We start from the raw sequence: 16,547 nt of genomic DNA, 5'->3' as shown, positions 1-16,547 counted from the left end.
CAATTAGAAGCCAGTTTTTACAGCTTCAAGTAAAGCTGCTTGACGTTCTTTTAATGCTTTAGGTAAGCGTTCGCCAAGTTTATTGAATAACTCAGTGTGGCTTTCAATTTCAGTAACCCACTGGTCTTTATCTTGATTTGTGATGAGGTCAAATTGTTCTTTAGTGAACTCAGTGCCTTCCCAATTCAAGTCTTCATATGTTGGAACAAAACCGATAGGTGTTTCAACAGCGTTCGCACGACCTTCACAACGATCAATGATCCACTCAAGAACACGCATGTTTTGACCGAAACCAGGCCATACGAAGTTGCCTTCAGCATCACGACGGAACCAGTTTACATTGAAGATTTTTGGTAATTTGTTGCCAGAAGCTTCAGCTTTTTCACTTACTTTCGCACCAAGGTTTAACCAGTGGTCAAAGTAGTCAGCCATGTTATAGCCAGCAAATGGAAGCATCGCGAATGGGTCACGGCGAACAATACCTTGTTGACCAACAGCAGCAGCAGTAGTTTCAGAACCCATAGTTGCCGCTTTATATACACCGTCAACCCAGTCGAAAGCTTCAGAAACTAAAGGTACTGTATCTGCACGACGACCACCGAAGATGAATGCAGAAATTGGAACACCTGCTGGGTTTTCCCAATCAGCATCGATAGATGGACATTGACCTGCTGCAACAGTGAAACGAGCATTTGGATGTGCTGCTTTTTCGCCGTTTACGTGAGGTTGACCTTTCCAGTTGGTTAAGTTTGCTGGAACTTCTTTAGAAAGACCTTCCCACCATACTTGACCATCGTCAGTTACTGCTACGTTTGTATAGATAACGTCTTTGTGAAGAGTTGCCATACAGTTCGGGTTAGTTTTGGTATTTGTACCAGGTGCTACACCGAAGAAACCAGCTTCAGGATTAATCGCATATAAGCGACCATCTTCACCTGGTTTAATCCAAGCAATATCGTCACCTACAGTTTCGATTTTCCAACCTTCATAACCTGCTGGTGGAATTAACATTGCAAAGTTTGTTTTACCACAAGCAGACGGGAATGCAGCAGCGATGTAGTGTTTTTCACCTTGAGGGTTAGTTACACCAAGAATAAGCATGTGTTCAGCTAACCAACCTTGTTCGCGTCCCATGACAGAAGCGATACGAAGAGCTAAACATTTTTTACCAAGTAACGCGTTACCGCCGTAACCAGAACCGAAAGACCAGATTTCGCGAGTTTCTGGGTAATGAACGATATATTTCTCTGGGTTACAAGGCCAAGCAACATCTTTTTGACCTTCAGCAAGTGGAGCACCTACTGTATGTACGCAAGGAACAAACTCGCCATCTGTACCTAATACGTCATAAACTGCTTTACCCATACGTGCCATTTTGCGCATGCTAACAGCTACATAAGGAGAGTCAGTTAATTCGATACCAATGTGAGCAATATGGCTACCTAAAGGACCCATAGAGAAAGGAACAACGTACATGGTACGGCCTTTCATTGAACCTTCAAATAAACCATTTAATTTTTCACGCATAACAGCTGGATCTTCCCAGTTGTTTGTCGCACCAGCATCTTCTTTATTTTGAGAGCAGATGTAAGTACGATCTTCAACACGCGCAACGTCAGATGGGTCAGAATTTGCAAGATAAGAACCAGGATGTTTTTCTTGGTTTAATTTCTGCATGGTGCCGTTAGCGATCATCAAGTCGATTAGACGTTGATACTCTTCTTCGCTTCCGTCACACCATTCGATTTTTGCTGGTTTGGTTAAGTTTGCAATTTCTTCAACCCATGCTATAAGCTTAGGATGACGAACGAATTCTGGTGCGTTCACTGTGGTCATGGTGAGGCCTATTCAAAATATGTACAACGTACAAGTCATTCATTGGGATACAATGAAAGATCAAATAAAAAAGTGGCTGTATTAAAGCATAAAATCATAAAAAAAATAAGACTAAAGACTAACTAGCAGATATTTGGAGTTTTCTTTATTTTTTAATGAAAATCATATGTTTATATGTTTTTATAAGGTTTTTGCTTTTATATTTTTATGTTATATGTATGTTATTTATCTAAATTATTTTGTTTAAAATCAATTGGTTAGGCTTGAAAAATTTTTTTGAGAATTATTATTGATTATACAAATGAAGCTCATTCAAAATTTACATAAAGAGACTTTTAATAGGCGATTTTATATACAAAATAGAATAAAGAACTGACTTTACGATAATAAAATGCGGCCTTTGAAACCTCTTTCAATCATCTATAACGAAAAATCAGGATTTCATGCTTCAAAACATGAAGACGTCTATGAGCAGCTCATGACTGTATTTACAGAATATGGTTTTGAAATACAAGTATTTGAATTAAATGAAAATACATTATTTGATGATTTGATAAATAATGTTATTCATCGACATTCACAAAATGAAAATACAGGAGTGGTTGTTGCGGCAGGAGGAGATGGTACTTTAAATGCGGTTGCAACTAAACTTAAAAATACTTCTATTCCCATGGGAATTCTGCCTTTAGGGACTTTTAATTATGTTGCTAAAGTTTTAGAGATTCCGTTAGACCTTTTAGAGGCAGCAGAGGTTATTGCAACAGGTAAACCTAGGTCAGTACATGTAGCAGTTATTAATGATCATATTTATCTAAATAATGCCAGTTTAGGTTTATATCCTCTTTTTATCAAAAAACGCGAACTCTACAATAAATATTTAGGAAGACTGCCTTTACATGCCTATACCTCAGCTTTAGATGTTTTATTGAGAGAAAATAAATCAATGAAGCTTTCTATAACTGTAGATGGCAAGAAATACCCAGTTAAAGCGCCGCTTATTTTCTTTGGAAATAACCAATTGCAACTATGTGATATGAAGCTCAGAATTGCAGAATGTGCAGCACAGGGAAGAGTCGCTGGAGTTGTAATTACAAAAAGTGATAAGCTGAGTTTACTAAATATGCTTTGGCAATGGGTTCAAGGTAAAGTTGAAGATGCACAAGATGTATATAGTTTTTGTGCTGATCATGTCATTGTTGAATGTGCAAAGAAAACCAAACTCACAGTGGCCTTAGATGGAGAAATCATAGAGATGAAACCTCCTTTAAATTTCACTGTAGAAAAAAATGCTTTAAATATTATGGTGCCGAATGTTACTACATCTGTCTGATTTACACTTTGGGACAGAAAAAAAAGAGTGTTTAGAGGCAATAAGAGATTTTTGTATTCAGCAACAGCCTGAAGTGATTGTTGTGAGCGGCGATATTACTCAACGCGCCAAATATGAACAATTTTTTAAATGTCGACAGTATTTAGATAGCCTCAATATTCCTTATCTTGTGGTGCCTGGTAACCACGATATACCTTTGTATCATATCTGGAACCGTTTTTTTTCTCCATTTACCCGTTATCGATATTTTTTTGGTGAATTAGAGCCGACTTTAGAAACTGAACATTTTTATATTGTTGGGGTGAATAGTATACGTCGTCGTTATCATACGCGTGGGCATATTTCGATTGAACAAATTCAAGCTACTTATGAGCGTTTAGACAGGGGACCTAAAAATAAAATAAAGCTAGTTGTTTTTCATCAACCCTTTTATACGCCGCCTGATAATAAGCATGGAATAAAAGATTGTCCGGTTCTAGGCAAAATCGCTTTAGAAAAGTGGAGTACTACTGGTCTATTTGGAATGTTACATGGGCATCTCCATAAAACAGCTATATATGATTTAACTCAGATTTATTCTTTAAAAATAGATCATCCTATTTTTGATATACATGCAGGTACAGCAACTTCTACTCGCTTATATCATCATAATCCAAATAGCTTTAATACAATTTCAAATGAAGGAAAAATTCAGCATTATTGGTTTAATGAACAGCTGGCTGAATTCACTTCATATTGATTTGGTTTAGATGAGCTTAAATATTTGATTGTTTAAAAAATATTCAAAAAAGAGAAAATTTTTTCTTATTTCCCCTTGAAGCCATTTTTTTCATCCCCACAAAAGTGACATCTAAATATTTTGTTATTGCTCTGGATTAAAGCAATAACGATTAATCAAAAAGACTAAGTCTGATGGAGTTAATTATGAGCAACATTCGTCCATTACATGATCGCGTTGTGATTCGTCGCGTAGAAGAAGAAACCAAAACTGCTGGCGGTATTTTATTGCCAGGTTCTGCTGCTGAAAAACCATCTCAAGGTGAAGTAATTGCAGTAGGCAATGGTCAAATCACTGATAACGGCGTACGTGCTTTGGATGTTAAAGTTGGTGACAAGGTGTTATTTGGTACTTATGCAGGTACAACAGTTAAAGTAAATGGTGAAGAACTCTTAATCATGAAAGAGTCAGACATCTTAGCTGTATTAGAAGGCTAATCGATCCATAACTCAATTCATTATCAGATTCAGTATTTAAAAAGATTCGGAGTTTAATATGTCAGCTAAAGACGTAAAATTTGGTGATTCAGCTCGCTCAAAAATGATTGCAGGGGTAAACGTACTTGCAGATGCGGTTAAAGTGACTTTAGGTCCTAAAGGCCGTAATGTTGTGATCGACCGCTCTTTCGGCGCGCCGCACATCACTAAAGACGGTGTAACTGTTGCAAAAGAAATTTCATTAAAAGACAAGTTTGAAAACATGGGTGCTCAACTTGTTCGTGAAGTTTCAAGCAAAACTAACGACATCGCAGGTGACGGTACAACAACTGCAACTGTACTTGCTCAAGCAATTTTAAATGAAGGTATCAAATCAGTAACTGCTGGTATGAACCCAATGGATTTAAAACGCGGTATCGACATTGCAGTAAAAACTGTAGTTGAAAATATCCGTTCTATTGCTAAACCAGCTGATGATTTCAAAGCAATTGAACAAGTAGGTTCAATCTCTGCTAACTCTGATACTACTGTTGGTAAACTTATTGCTCAAGCAATGGAAAAAGTAGGTAAAGAAGGCGTAATCACTGTAGAAGAAGGTTCTGGCTTCGAAGACGCATTAGACGTTGTAGAAGGTATGCAGTTTGACCGTGGTTATATCTCTCCGTACTTTGCAAACAAACAAGATACTTTAACTGCTGAACTTGAAAATCCGTTCATTCTTCTTGTTGATAAAAAAATCAGCAACATTCGTGAATTGATTTCTGTTTTAGAAGCAGTTGCTAAAACTGGTAAACCACTTCTTATCATCGCTGAAGATGTTGAAGGTGAAGCGCTTGCAACTCTTGTTGTAAACAACATGCGCGGTATCATCAAAGTATGTGCTGTTAAAGCTCCTGGTTTCGGTGACCGTCGTAAAGCAATGCTTCAAGATATCGCGATCTTGACTGGCGCAACAGTTATTTCTGAAGAAGTTGGTATGTCTTTAGAACAAGCAACTCTTCAAGATTTAGGTACAGCGCACAAAATCACTGTTTCTAAAGAAAACACAGTTATTGTTGACGGTGCTGGTGATGCTGCTGCTATCGCTGAGCGTGTTCAACAAATCCGTGCTCAAATCGAAGAGTCTACTTCAGAATATGACCGTGAAAAATTACAAGAACGTGTTGCTAAGTTAGCAGGCGGTGTTGCTGTAATTAAAATCGGTGCAGCAACTGAAGTTGAAATGAAAGAGAAGAAAGACCGCGTAGACGACGCACTTCACGCAACTCGTGCAGCAGTTGAAGAAGGTGTTGTTGCTGGTGGTGGTGTTGCTCTTGTTCGCGCTGTAAATGCTCTTGAAGGCTTAAAAGGCGCTAACGAAGATCAAACAGCTGGTATCAACATTTTACGCCGTGCAATCGAAGCTCCACTTCGTCAAATCGTTGCGAATGCTGGTGATGAGCCATCTGTAGTTATCAACGCTGTTAAGAATGGTGAGGGTAACTTCGGTTACAACGCTGCAACTGGCGAATATGGTGATATGTTAGAAATGGGTATCCTTGACCCAGCTAAAGTAACTCGTTCTGCACTTGAGCACGCTGCTTCTGTTGCTGGCTTAATGTTAACTACAGAATGTATGATTACTGACATTCCTGAAGACAAACCAGCTGCTCCAGATATGGGCGGTATGGGTGGTATGGGCGGAATGATGTAATAACGCATCAACGCTTTAACCCAAAAAAATCCCTGCATTCGCAGGGATTTTTTTATTTTTCCAGTAATTTTAAGAATAAGTTAAGTTCAGAACCCTAAAATTAAAACAGGAACAGCAGCTAGAAGTTCCTCTTTTGTTACAACCATGCTTATCTATTTATAAGCATGGTTTTTTTTATCCAAATAAAATAATAAGCCAAGTGGCAACAATAATAGAAAGTGCAACAAACTGAGCGGCACTACCCATATCTTTCGCATTTTTGGAAAGTTGGTGTTTCTCGAGTGAAACTCGGTCAACCACTGCTTCAATGGCAGAGTTGAAGAGCTCAACAATGATGGCAAATAAACAGACAATGATCATCAGAGCATGTTCGCCGCGAGTTACATCCAGGAAAAAGCTGACAGGGATGAGTACAAGATTAATTAAAACAATTTGCCGAAATGCAGCTTCATTTTGATAAGCAGCTTTAAATCCTGAAATTGAATAACTGGTAGCGTTCAAGATGCGCTTTAGGCCACTTTTACCTTTATAGGGAGAATAACTATCCATTCACTTATATTTTTGACACTTTTCATGCATTATATAGTGCAGCCCTTAAAAAAATATTAAATCTTTTTTAAAGATTTTGACTTTATAACTCCATAGAGAAGAAGAGATGAAAAAACTATTTGTAGCCTTAGGACTTATCATGGGTAGCTTGCATATAAGCTATGCAGAACCAGCTTCAGCTCAACAAGTACCCGGATATTACCATCATCAATTTGGTAATTATCGGATAACTTCCTTGCTCGATGGCACTATTTATCTAGATCCTAAATTGTTTAAAAATTTAAGTCAGGCTGAAAAAACTAAAATTTTAACGAAATATGCTGCTGTAAATGAGAAGGGGATTCAGACTTCAGTAAATGCCTTTTTGGTTGATGATGGTAAAAGTTTGACGCTTGTTGACAGTGGAGCTGCGAGTTGTTTTGGTCCACAGTTAGGTTCAATTGCTAAAAATCTTGAATTAGCGGGCTATCAACTTGCCAATGTGAAAACTGTTTTATTGACCCACTTACATCCAGACCATGTGTGCGGTATTGCTCAAAATGGAAAAGCCGTATTTCCTAATGCAACGATCTATGCTCATGAGCGTGAAGCAGATTATTGGTTAAATCCAGCAAATGAAAAAACTGTACCAGCGGATAAAAAAGAAAATTATTTAGGTACTGTTAAAAACGTAAAAGCTGCACTTGCACCTTATCAAGCAAAAAAAGCATTCAAAACCTTTAAAGATGGTGATGTTATTCAAGGTTTTGAAGTGATTAATACACAAGGGCACACACCGGGACACCATAGCTTCCGTTTGAAGAGTAAAGGGCAACAAATTGTCTTTGTTGGTGATATTGTCCACTCACATTCTTTACAGTTTGATGCTCCAAAAACTGGGGTAGATTTTGATGTAAATTCAGAGCAGGCAATTAATACTCGTTTAAAAATGTTTGCTGAAATTTCAAATAAGCAACAATGGGTAGCTGCCCCGCATTTACCGTTCCCAGGAATTGGTCATGTGTATAAAGTGAATGCTGAGCAGTATCAGTGGATTCCTTTATATTTCAATAACAGTCTTGATAAATAAAAAAAACAGGGCATTCATTGCCCTGTTTTTTTATGAAGATTGAGTTATTTTGCAGCTTTTTCAAAATTAGTGACAGCTTCACGACCGAGTGCTGGGTCATCTGTAAAGACGCCATCAACACCTGCCTTGAAATAGGCTTCAAACTCTTTTAATGCACCAGATGGACAACGTTCTGCAGGTTTATCTGAGCTGCACTTTAACGGCGCTGGTAAGAAGTTATTTTCTGGTCGGAAAGTATAAGGATGTACTTTTAAGCCAGCCGTATGTGCATCAGAAATAAACGTACTAGTTTTATAAGAGCCATCATTATTAAAGGTCAGTATGTAACCTTTACTTGGTCCTACACCATTTGCATATTTGGCAACATCTTTTAACCCTTGTGCTGTGGCCAAATCTGCATAAGTTTTAGTGTCACCAGACTCTACGAAGTCTGCTGGTCGAGATGTTTTTGAATCGTATAGCTGAATAATTTGTGCATGTTTAAGCGTCTTATGAAGATCAAGCTCATTTTTTAAATATTTTAAATTACTCACTTCAAAAGACTGTAAATAGACAGGTGCAATATCACGTGTATATTTATATTTGGCTAAGGTTTTTAGAAGAGTATCTTCCATTGCCAGATTTTGATTTTTAAAATAAGTCGGATGTTTCGTCTCAATATATAAACCTATAATTTTCCCCGTCTTTTTATAGTTAGCTTCGGCAAGCTCAATGATTTGTTCTAGAGTTGGGACAGGGTAAAGATCATTATAAGCTGTGTTGGCTGGTCGAAACTCAGGAATACGTTCACGCGCTTTAAGCTGCTGTAATTCACTTAAAGTGAAGTCTTCCGTGAACCAACCGGTTAAGTCGACGCCATCAATATTTTTTGTTTTTTTACGGTCTGCAAACTGACTTAAAGTGCTTACATTGGTTGTTCCACCAATCTCATTTTCATGGCGGGCAACCAGTACGCCATCTTTTGTAGAGACTAGATCCGGTTCAATGAAATCTGCGCCGTCATCAATCGCTTTTTGATATGAAGCTAAAGTATGTTCAGGACGTAAAGCGCTAGCGCCACGGTGTCCTACTACTAGAATTTTAGGAAGTTGATATTCTGGCGTGGTTGGCGTCGTTTCAGTTTTATCGTCATCATTACAACCAACCAAGCTAATTAAACTTAAGCATAAAAGTGCTTTTCTAAACATAATTCTACTCATATTGTTTTAGTTGAAACGACTCAAGTTTCAGGGCTTTGTTTGACATGATCATGAAGAATTCATGAATTTTAAGTGACACTCGTTAACTGGTTTTTTATTGGTTTGTTGGAAATATTCAATCACGCTTTGTTTTTGTCTTAATTACATTTATTGTTTAATTCTACTTGTCTTTTTTATACCGCTCGTTGATCATCACAAGGTCTCGAAGCGGCATTTACTTCTGTTAATTAACGACATCATACCGAGCAGCCATGCTATCTAAATTTTTTATTCAACGCCCCATTTTTGCCAATGTATTGGCGATCATTGTTATGGCTTTCGGTATTTTTTCGGTCACGAATTTGCCGGTAGAACGGTATCCAGACATTGCTCCACCTAAAATTACTGTGTCGGCCAACTATAGTGGTGCAGATGCACAAACGGTTGAGCAAAGTGTTACTCAAATTTTAGAACAGCAAATACAAGGGATTGATCACTTACTCTATTTTAGTTCATCAAGTGACTCATCTGGACGTAGTCGAATCACTATAAGTTTTGATAACGGAACAAATCCGGATACTGCTCAGGTCCAAGTACAAAATAGTATTAGTGGCGTAATACGTCGCTTACCTGATGAAGTTCAACGCCAAGGTGTTACGGTAAGTAAGTCACTGGGTGATACTTTTATGGTAATTGGCTTATATGACTCGACTGGTAAAACAGGAAACATTGAGCTATCGGACTATTTAACTACGCATGTGGTAGATAACCTGAACCGTATTGAAGGGGTGGGCGAAACTGATGTATTTGGTTCACAATATGCCATGCGTATCTGGTTAAATCCTGATAAATTAAAGCAATATAATTTAATGCCAAGTGATGTAGCGAATGCAATCACCGCACAAAATACTCAGGTCGCCGCAGGGGCAATTGGTGACTTACCCGTAATTGACGGTCAATATTTAAATACAAAAGTCACAGCAGGTTCTCGCTTAAAAACAGTTGAGGATTTTAAAAATATTGTCGTGAAGTCGAATAAAACGGCGAGTTATGTGTATTTAAAAGATATTGCCAGAGTTGAGCTAGGTGCAGAAAACTATCAGTCTTTTAACACTATTAATGGCTATCCTGCCGCAGGTTTGGGTATTTCTTTATCTTCAGGTGCAAATGCAATTCAGACCTCTAAGCTCATCCACCAAACTCTAGATCAGCTTACAACGAAACTACCAGCGGGTTATAAAATCGTTTATCCACGAGATAATACGCCCTTTGTTCAAGAGTCAATTAAGGAAGTAGTAAAGACTCTGGTAGAGGCGATTATTCTGGTTATTTTGGTCATGTTCCTGTTCTTACAAAGCTGGCGTGCTACGCTCATTCCGAGTATTACCGTTCCAGTTGTGATTTTAGGAACTTTCGCTGTCTTATATGTGCTTGGTTTTAGTATTAACACCTTAACGCTATTTGCGCTGGTACTCGCGATTGGTTTGCTGGTCGATGATGCGATCGTGGTCGTGGAAAACGTTGAGCGGCTCATGCATGAACAGCACTTATCTCCTAAAGAAGCTGCTATTGAGTCGATGGGGGAAATTAGTGGGGCCTTAGTCGGAATTACGTTGGTTTTAACTGCTGTTTTTATTCCAATGTCCTTTTTAGGCGGTTCAATTGGGGTGATTTACCGTCAGTTTTCTATTACTTTAGTTGCCGCTATGGCGTTGTCCCTTATTGTTGCGCTCATTTTAACACCGGCTTTATGTGCATTAATTTTAAAACCAAACCCTCAACCTCAGCGCTGGGCCGTATGGTTTAACCAAAAGATTGAGCAACTTAAAAATCAATATATCAAGCTTGTTCAGACGAGTATTCATTACAGTAAATCAGTTATTGTGATTTTTGTGGCTTTAATTGCCGTTTTTACGCTGTTCTATAACGGTTTAAAAAGCGGTTTTATTCCTAAAGAAGACCAAGGAATTTTAAGTGTTCAAATTAAGCTCGTAGACAGCGCACCAATTTCTCAAAGCCAGAAAATTGGTGAGCAAGTCCGCCAATATTTCTTAACTCAAGAAGATAAAAATGTAGATTTGGTTTTAATCCGCTATGGACGAAATTATTCGGGCACAGGACAAAACTTGGCACAAGGGTTTATTGCTCTAAAACCGTGGGATGTCCGAACAGGAAAAGAAAACTCGGCTGAGGCTATACAAAAGCGTGCAATGAAATACTTTAGTCATTTTAATAATGCACAGATTAATGTGACTTTACCTGCCTCAGTTAATGGCTTAGGTCAAACAGATGGTCTGGATTTATGGATTCAGGATTTGAATGGACAGGGGCAAGATTTTCTAGATAGTGCCTTCCGCCAATTGCAGGCTCAAAGTAAAAATTATTCAACTTTCGAAAACTTTGATAAGCAGTCAACCAATAGTAAGGCAAATCTTAATATTAAGATTGACCAGAAACAGGCACTAGCAAATGGACTACAGCTATCGGCAATTAATAATACTTTATCGAGCGCATGGGGCGGAACTTATGTAAATGACTTTATTGATCGGGGCCGTATTAAACGTGTCATGATTCAAGGTGATGCCGAGTTTAGATCTAAACCGGAAGATTTATATAACTGGTCTGTACGTAATGACCAAAATGAAATGGTTCCCTTTAGTTCATTTGCCAACTTTAGCTGGGGCGGGGCGCCGGAAATTGTAAAACGCTATATGGGATATAGTGCTTTACAACTACAAGCAGATGTCGCGAGTGGCAGCAGTTCTGGCCAAGCGATGAAAGATGTAGAACAACTTGTTAACCAACAAAAAGATATTGGTTTAGCGTGGACAGGTTTATCTTTTGAAGAACAGAAGTCGACTAATCAGGCCGTGTGGTTATATTTAATTTCGGCTGGATTTATTTTCTTATGTTTAGCTGCTTTATATGAAAGCTTAAGTATTCCTGCCGCCGTAATGACATCTATTCCGCTTGGTGTAGGAGGAAGTGTGATTTTCTCTTATATTTTTGGTTTGCCAAATGACGTGTATTTCCAAATTGCGCTATTAACGACTATTGGTTTGTCATGTAAAAACGCCATTTTAATTGTTGAGTTCGCGGCCTTAGCGCAAGAAAAAGGTAAGAATGCCATTCAGGCGGCCTTAGAAGGTGCGAGCTTACGATTAAGACCGATTCTAATGACCTCTTTAGCCTTTGGGGCAGGCGTAATTCCGCTTGTGTTTGCTCAAGGTGCTGGTGCGGTTAGTCGTCAAGAGATTGGTATTAGTATTTTAGGTGGCGTGATGTTTGGTACTGTGCTGGTTCTGTTTTTTATTCCGGTCATGTACGTATTATTACGTTCACTATTTAAATCGAAAGCTTCAACCTAAAAGTAAACAATTTAAAAACGGGCATCAAATCAAGTATATTAAGATTAACTTTTCTTCTTATATTTGATTTTGATGCCTCAAGAAAAAAAATTAACACAGCAGCAGGTTATCGCACTAGAACGGGATCTTGCCAAGTTCGCAACCATGATGGACAGTGCGGTCCGTATTCCTTTTACAAAGCAGGGTATTGGCGCCGATGCTGCGCTGAGTACTATTCCAATTGCCGGTGATGTCGCTGGGTTCGCACTGACGTGTTATGCCATCTATAAGGCTAAACAAATAGGTGTGCCTCAGCATAAGCTCACTCCAGTGATCAAACTTGCTGTAGTCGATGCCGTAGTCGGTTTTGTTCCAGTTGCAGGGACTATTTTCGATATTTTTATACGACCAAGTCGAAAAGCATTAGATGTGGTGCATACGCATATACGTGAAGAATATGCGATCCAAAGTGATATTCATGTCGTTCATCCGTATTTACATGAAAAGCTCGAAAAGAAGCAACAACAGTCGGCCTTCTGGCGTAACCCTGTTGTGAGTTGGTTATGGTTGCACATACCCGATTTATTAGGTGCGTTTGTACTGCTTTTAATTGGCTTAGCTGTGTGGTGGGGTGCAAGTTACCTTTGGGGACTTTATCAAACCATGTAATCAAAAAAATAAAGCCTCCATTTGGAGGCTTTATTTTTACATTAAACGTTTTATGGGCAATCTAATTGGTGTAGAGCTGCCACACGTTGTTCAATTGTAGGGTGAGTTTGGAACAATGCAGCTAAACTAAAGCCTTGTTCTTTACCTTCCGCAATTGCGAACGCTTTCATTTCTTTTGGCATTTGGTCAGGTAACTCTGTTTCAGCTTGCAAACGTAATAAAGCAGAAATCATTGCTTGTTTACCAGCTAAACGCGCACCGGCTTCATCTGCACGGTATTCACGGTAACGAGAGAACCACATCACAATGGCAGAGGCAAGAATACCGAACACGATATCTAGAACCATTGTAATGATGAAATAACCCATACCTGGGGCTTCATTGTCTTGACGACCAAAGACATTACGGTCAATAAAGTCACCTACTACACGAGCAAAGAACATAACGAAGGCGTTTACTACACCTTGAATGAGTGCGAGTGTAACCATGTCACCATTTGCAACGTGGCCGATCTCGTGCGCGAGTACAGCACGTAGCTCATCTTTGTTCATACGCTCAAGTAGACCGCTTGAAACGGCAACTAAGGCATCATTTTTATTCCAGCCTGTTGCAAAGGCATTAGACTGATATGAAGGGAAGATACCAACTTCTGGCATATTAATACCAGCACGTTGAGAAAGTTCAGCGACTGTTTGCAATAACCAGCTTTCAGCTTGGTTACGAGGAGCATTTGGGTCAATCAGTTCTGTACCAGTAGTTTTCTTAGCCATCCATTTGGACATGAATAGAGAGACTAAAGAGCCCACCATACCGAACACAAAACAGATGACTAAAAGGTTGCCTAGATTTAAGCCACCCGCGCCATGGTAACTACCGACACCGAAGAGTGACAAAATAATGCCAGCTACAACCAGTACCGCGAGGTTGGTAAGCAAAAACAAACCAATCCGCATCATTGAGAAAATCCTCTTATAAATAAAATATTATCTGATTTATAAATTATAAATCACTCAGCTAATATGCGGCGCTTAGGGGAAAAATTCAAGAAAAAAATAAGGAATCAATACATTCTTTGCGATCGAAGAATGTATTTAAATTAAACAAGTTATTAGAAGGCCCCTCTGAACACGACAGTGGGGGTAATAGATCATTACAATTTTTTGACAATAGAACCCGCTAAATAAATAACCGTAAGGTATGAGGCCTTTTAAGCTTACTCAATCCGGATATGTGCAATAGCAGTTGCATTATTGGTGACATAAGTTCCCGTAGGTGCGTCTGTATATGTACCATCTGGCAATGTCACGATTTGGCGCGAGGAAGAATACTTTATAGGCTGAGCAGAGACTTGCGTCGAAGTACTGTGCGGTATGGCTGGCTGGTTTATCGCTTGGGCAGAAATACTCGAATTGCTAAAAGAAGAAAGGCCTACACCAGAAGAATATAAGTTTTGGTAGCGGCTAGTGACTCGGCGAACATAATCTTGGGTTTCACGGAATGGCGGAATACCGCCATATTTATCGACGTTTCCTTCTCCTGCATTATAAGCGGCAAGGGCCATTTGCGTATTACCGTTAAAACGTTTGAGCAACCAACTTAAATATTTAGCACCAGCGAAGATATTTTGCTGAGGATCATAAGCGTTAGATACGTTAAAACGACGAGCAGTAGCCGGCATAAGCTGCATTAAACCTTGGGCGCCAACCGGAGAGCGGGCATTTACGTTAAAGCCAGACTCGGTATGCATAACGGCTTTGATTAATCCTTCCGAAACGCCGTGCTGTTGTGCTGCCTGCTTAATAATATGGTCAAAAGCATTTTTGTTTTTGCTATAGCTTGGTAGAACCGAAGCCTCTGAAGTCCCCCAGTTGCTATAACTATGAATATTACTATCCGGGTAGTAGGTGACTTTTACTTTTTTGAGTGAATGGTCATAACTTTTACGGTTAGTCAGTAAAGTACTGCCGTTTTTGTCTTGATAAATGTACATCTGACCTGCTGAAGTCGGCATTATACCTACCGAAAAAGTGGTCATCCCCAGTAAACAAGAAAAAAGATATTGAACCGAATTTTTCATTTTATGTTATTCACAATTTTAGGGTCTCAAAACTTGTCAAAGAGTTTATCAAAAAATATTACTTAAAGAAGTTTTGTGTAATTTTTTTTATTTTGACTCTTTGAAAAAATCAAGCAGTTTTGCTCGAATGATCATCAAAAAAAATTAAAAAAAATTTTTAAAATGATTCTATTGACTTGGATAACTATTTGAAAAATAAGGGTAAAAATCATTGGTTAAAAAATGATCAATTTAAATAAAACCCTTAACAGAAGGTCAAAACAGTTTGTCAAGTATTAAGAAATCCACAATTTTATCCACAGGTTTTGTGGAAAACTGTGGAAAAGTCCAAAAAGTAAGCATTTTGCGCAAAAAATGAACTCATCGGTCAAAATAGCGCACTGCTTTTGCATCATGCCTGAGCATTATGACGACTTCAAGAATTGAAACTATTCTTTTGATGCGATTCTCATCCGAATCATATAAAATTGCGCGGTATTTTTATTTATGGGTATATCTCGTCTATGTACGCGCCAGTTGAGTCCAACGAAGGATTTAATTTTAAGCCTGAACTTCCAACAAGCTCGGCCTATTATCGTTTGCTTAAGAAGCTTCGCCGTCAAGTTGGACATGCCATCCGTGACTTCAATATGATTGAAGATGGTGACAAGGTCATGGTGTGTGTGTCTGGTGGTAAAGACAGTTATACCTTGCTCGACATTTTGTTGCAGTTCAAACGTATTGCACCAATCAATTTTGATATTGTTGCGGTTAACCTTGACCAAAAGCAGCCGGGTTTCCCTGAAGATGTCTTACCACGTTATATGGAAGAGAATAACATTCCGTATTACATTTTAGAAAAAGACACTTACAGCATTACCAAACGTTTAACTCCTGAAGGTAAAACGTACTGCGCTGTGTGTTCACGTTTACGCCGTGGTTCGCTTTATGGCTTTGCTCAAGAAATTGGTGCAACCAAAGTTGCGCTAGGGCATCACCGTGATGACATCATTGCTACTTTCTTCTTGAACTTATTCCATGGCGGTAGCTTAAAGGCAATGCCACCTAAGCTTTTATCGTCGGATAAGAAAAATATTTTGATTCGTCCTTTGGCTTATGTTGAAGAAAAGGACATTATCAAATATGCAGAGTTACGTAAGTTCCCGATTATTCCATGTAACCTTTGTGGTTCACAAGAGAACTTGCAACGTGCCATGATCAATGAAATGCTTCGTGAATGGGACAGACAGTATCCAAAACGTTTACACAGCATTTTTGGTGCGTTACAGAACGTTTCACCTTCACAACTTGCTGACCGTGATTTGTTCGATTTCGAAGTTCTTGACTCGCAGCGCGAATTAGACTTTAAAGATCCGGAAGAACTGAAAAAACGTTTAGATGTAGTAAACTTAAGCTTTGCTGCTGAATAAAACGAATTAATAAGTCAATTGAAGGCACTTTATAAACAAGTGCCTTTAATGTATCAAAATACTAAAAAATGAATGTTCCGTACAAAAAGTCATAGCTCAACCTTAAAATTACATGCTATAACAACGCTCAAGCAGAAGTGCTTCACACGATGTTGTCTGGATAGGCAACACTAGA

General features: G+C 38.7%; 13 protein-coding genes. 8 read left to right on the top strand and 5 right to left on the bottom strand.

Annotated features, from left to right (window positions below; translation table 11 throughout):
• Positions 1-3: 3 nt before the first annotated feature.
• The gene (locus MKL62_RS01545) at positions 4-1,836 is read right to left on the bottom strand and encodes a phosphoenolpyruvate carboxykinase (GTP) (protein ID WP_000214355.1); all 1,833 of its coding nucleotides are present in this window, start codon (positions 1,834-1,836) and stop codon (positions 4-6) included.
• 391 nt (positions 1,837-2,227) lie between these two features.
• On the opposite strand from MKL62_RS01545, the gene MKL62_RS01540 reads away from it, so the two are divergent.
• The 4 genes from MKL62_RS01540 to groL all read left to right on the top strand — a co-directional run bounded on the left by MKL62_RS01540 (position 2,228) and on the right by groL (position 6,074).
• Entirely contained in the window at positions 2,228-3,166 is a 939-nt protein-coding gene (locus MKL62_RS01540) for a diacylglycerol/lipid kinase family protein (RefSeq protein WP_001247651.1), read from the top strand.
• Complete coding sequence (locus MKL62_RS01535) at positions 3,147-3,905, top strand: metallophosphoesterase family protein (RefSeq protein WP_005128066.1); 759 nt, start codon at positions 3,147-3,149, stop codon at positions 3,903-3,905. Before MKL62_RS01540 ends, MKL62_RS01535 begins: the two co-directional genes overlap by 20 nt.
• Positions 3,906-4,090: 185 nt before the next feature.
• Complete coding sequence (locus tag MKL62_RS01530; protein WP_000065579.1) at positions 4,091-4,381, top strand: co-chaperone GroES; 291 nt, start codon at positions 4,091-4,093, stop codon at positions 4,379-4,381.
• Positions 4,382-4,439: 58 nt separating this feature from the next.
• Complete coding sequence (groL, locus tag MKL62_RS01525) at positions 4,440-6,074, top strand: chaperonin GroEL (protein WP_001274623.1); 1,635 nt, start codon at positions 4,440-4,442, stop codon at positions 6,072-6,074.
• Between the two features lie 174 nt (positions 6,075-6,248).
• Here groL and MKL62_RS01520 read toward each other — a convergent pair whose 3' ends face one another.
• Complete coding sequence (locus MKL62_RS01520) at positions 6,249-6,623, bottom strand: diacylglycerol kinase (protein WP_000379022.1); 375 nt, start codon at positions 6,621-6,623, stop codon at positions 6,249-6,251.
• Positions 6,624-6,729: 106 nt separating this feature from the next.
• Here MKL62_RS01520 and MKL62_RS01515 point away from each other — a divergent pair, with 106 nt between their 5' ends.
• Complete coding sequence (locus tag MKL62_RS01515) at positions 6,730-7,692, top strand: MBL fold metallo-hydrolase (RefSeq protein WP_000732913.1); 963 nt, start codon at positions 6,730-6,732, stop codon at positions 7,690-7,692.
• Positions 7,693-7,736: 44 nt separating this feature from the next.
• Here the strand turns inward: MKL62_RS01515 and MKL62_RS01510 are convergent, their stop codons facing one another.
• Positions 7,737-8,879 carry a glycerophosphodiester phosphodiesterase gene (locus MKL62_RS01510; protein ID WP_000488520.1) on the bottom strand — a complete coding sequence of 381 codons (1,143 nt, stop codon included), beginning with the start codon at positions 8,877-8,879 and terminating at the stop codon, positions 7,737-7,739.
• Between the two features lie 263 nt (positions 8,880-9,142).
• On the opposite strand from MKL62_RS01510, the gene MKL62_RS01505 reads away from it, so the two are divergent.
• Together MKL62_RS01505 and MKL62_RS01500 are read left to right on the top strand one after the other, a co-directional pair.
• A complete protein-coding gene (locus MKL62_RS01505) occupies positions 9,143-12,238 on the top strand; it encodes a multidrug efflux RND transporter permease subunit (protein WP_270899739.1) in 3,096 nt (1,031 codons plus the stop codon).
• A 72-nt stretch (positions 12,239-12,310) separates the two neighbouring features.
• Positions 12,311-12,886 (top strand): DUF4112 domain-containing protein, encoded by a 576-nt coding sequence (locus MKL62_RS01500; protein ID WP_001135457.1) that lies wholly within the window; start codon positions 12,311-12,313, stop codon positions 12,884-12,886.
• A gap of 50 nt (positions 12,887-12,936) precedes the next feature.
• Here MKL62_RS01500 and htpX read toward each other — a convergent pair whose 3' ends face one another.
• Together htpX and MKL62_RS01490 are read right to left on the bottom strand one after the other, a co-directional pair.
• Positions 12,937-13,842, bottom strand: coding sequence for a protease HtpX (htpX, locus tag MKL62_RS01495; protein ID WP_000984535.1), 906 nt, complete (start codon positions 13,840-13,842; stop codon positions 12,937-12,939).
• A gap of 257 nt (positions 13,843-14,099) precedes the next feature.
• Positions 14,100-14,963, bottom strand: a complete 864-nt coding sequence (locus MKL62_RS01490) for a lytic transglycosylase domain-containing protein (RefSeq protein WP_000798640.1) — start codon at positions 14,961-14,963, stop codon at positions 14,100-14,102.
• A 503-nt stretch (positions 14,964-15,466) separates the two neighbouring features.
• Here MKL62_RS01490 and ttcA point away from each other — a divergent pair.
• Positions 15,467-16,372, top strand: coding sequence for a tRNA 2-thiocytidine(32) synthetase TtcA (ttcA, locus tag MKL62_RS01485; RefSeq protein ID WP_000271251.1), 906 nt, complete (start codon positions 15,467-15,469; stop codon positions 16,370-16,372).
• Positions 16,373-16,547: the final 175 nt, after the last annotated feature.

This window comes from Acinetobacter sp. AOR01_HL (assembly GCF_027855455.1).
In the GTDB taxonomy this organism is placed as follows: Bacteria; Pseudomonadota; Gammaproteobacteria; order Pseudomonadales; family Moraxellaceae; genus Acinetobacter; species Acinetobacter baumannii.
The sequence above is the reverse complement of the archived record's forward strand: the minus strand, read 5'-3'. Positions and strand labels throughout refer to the sequence as shown.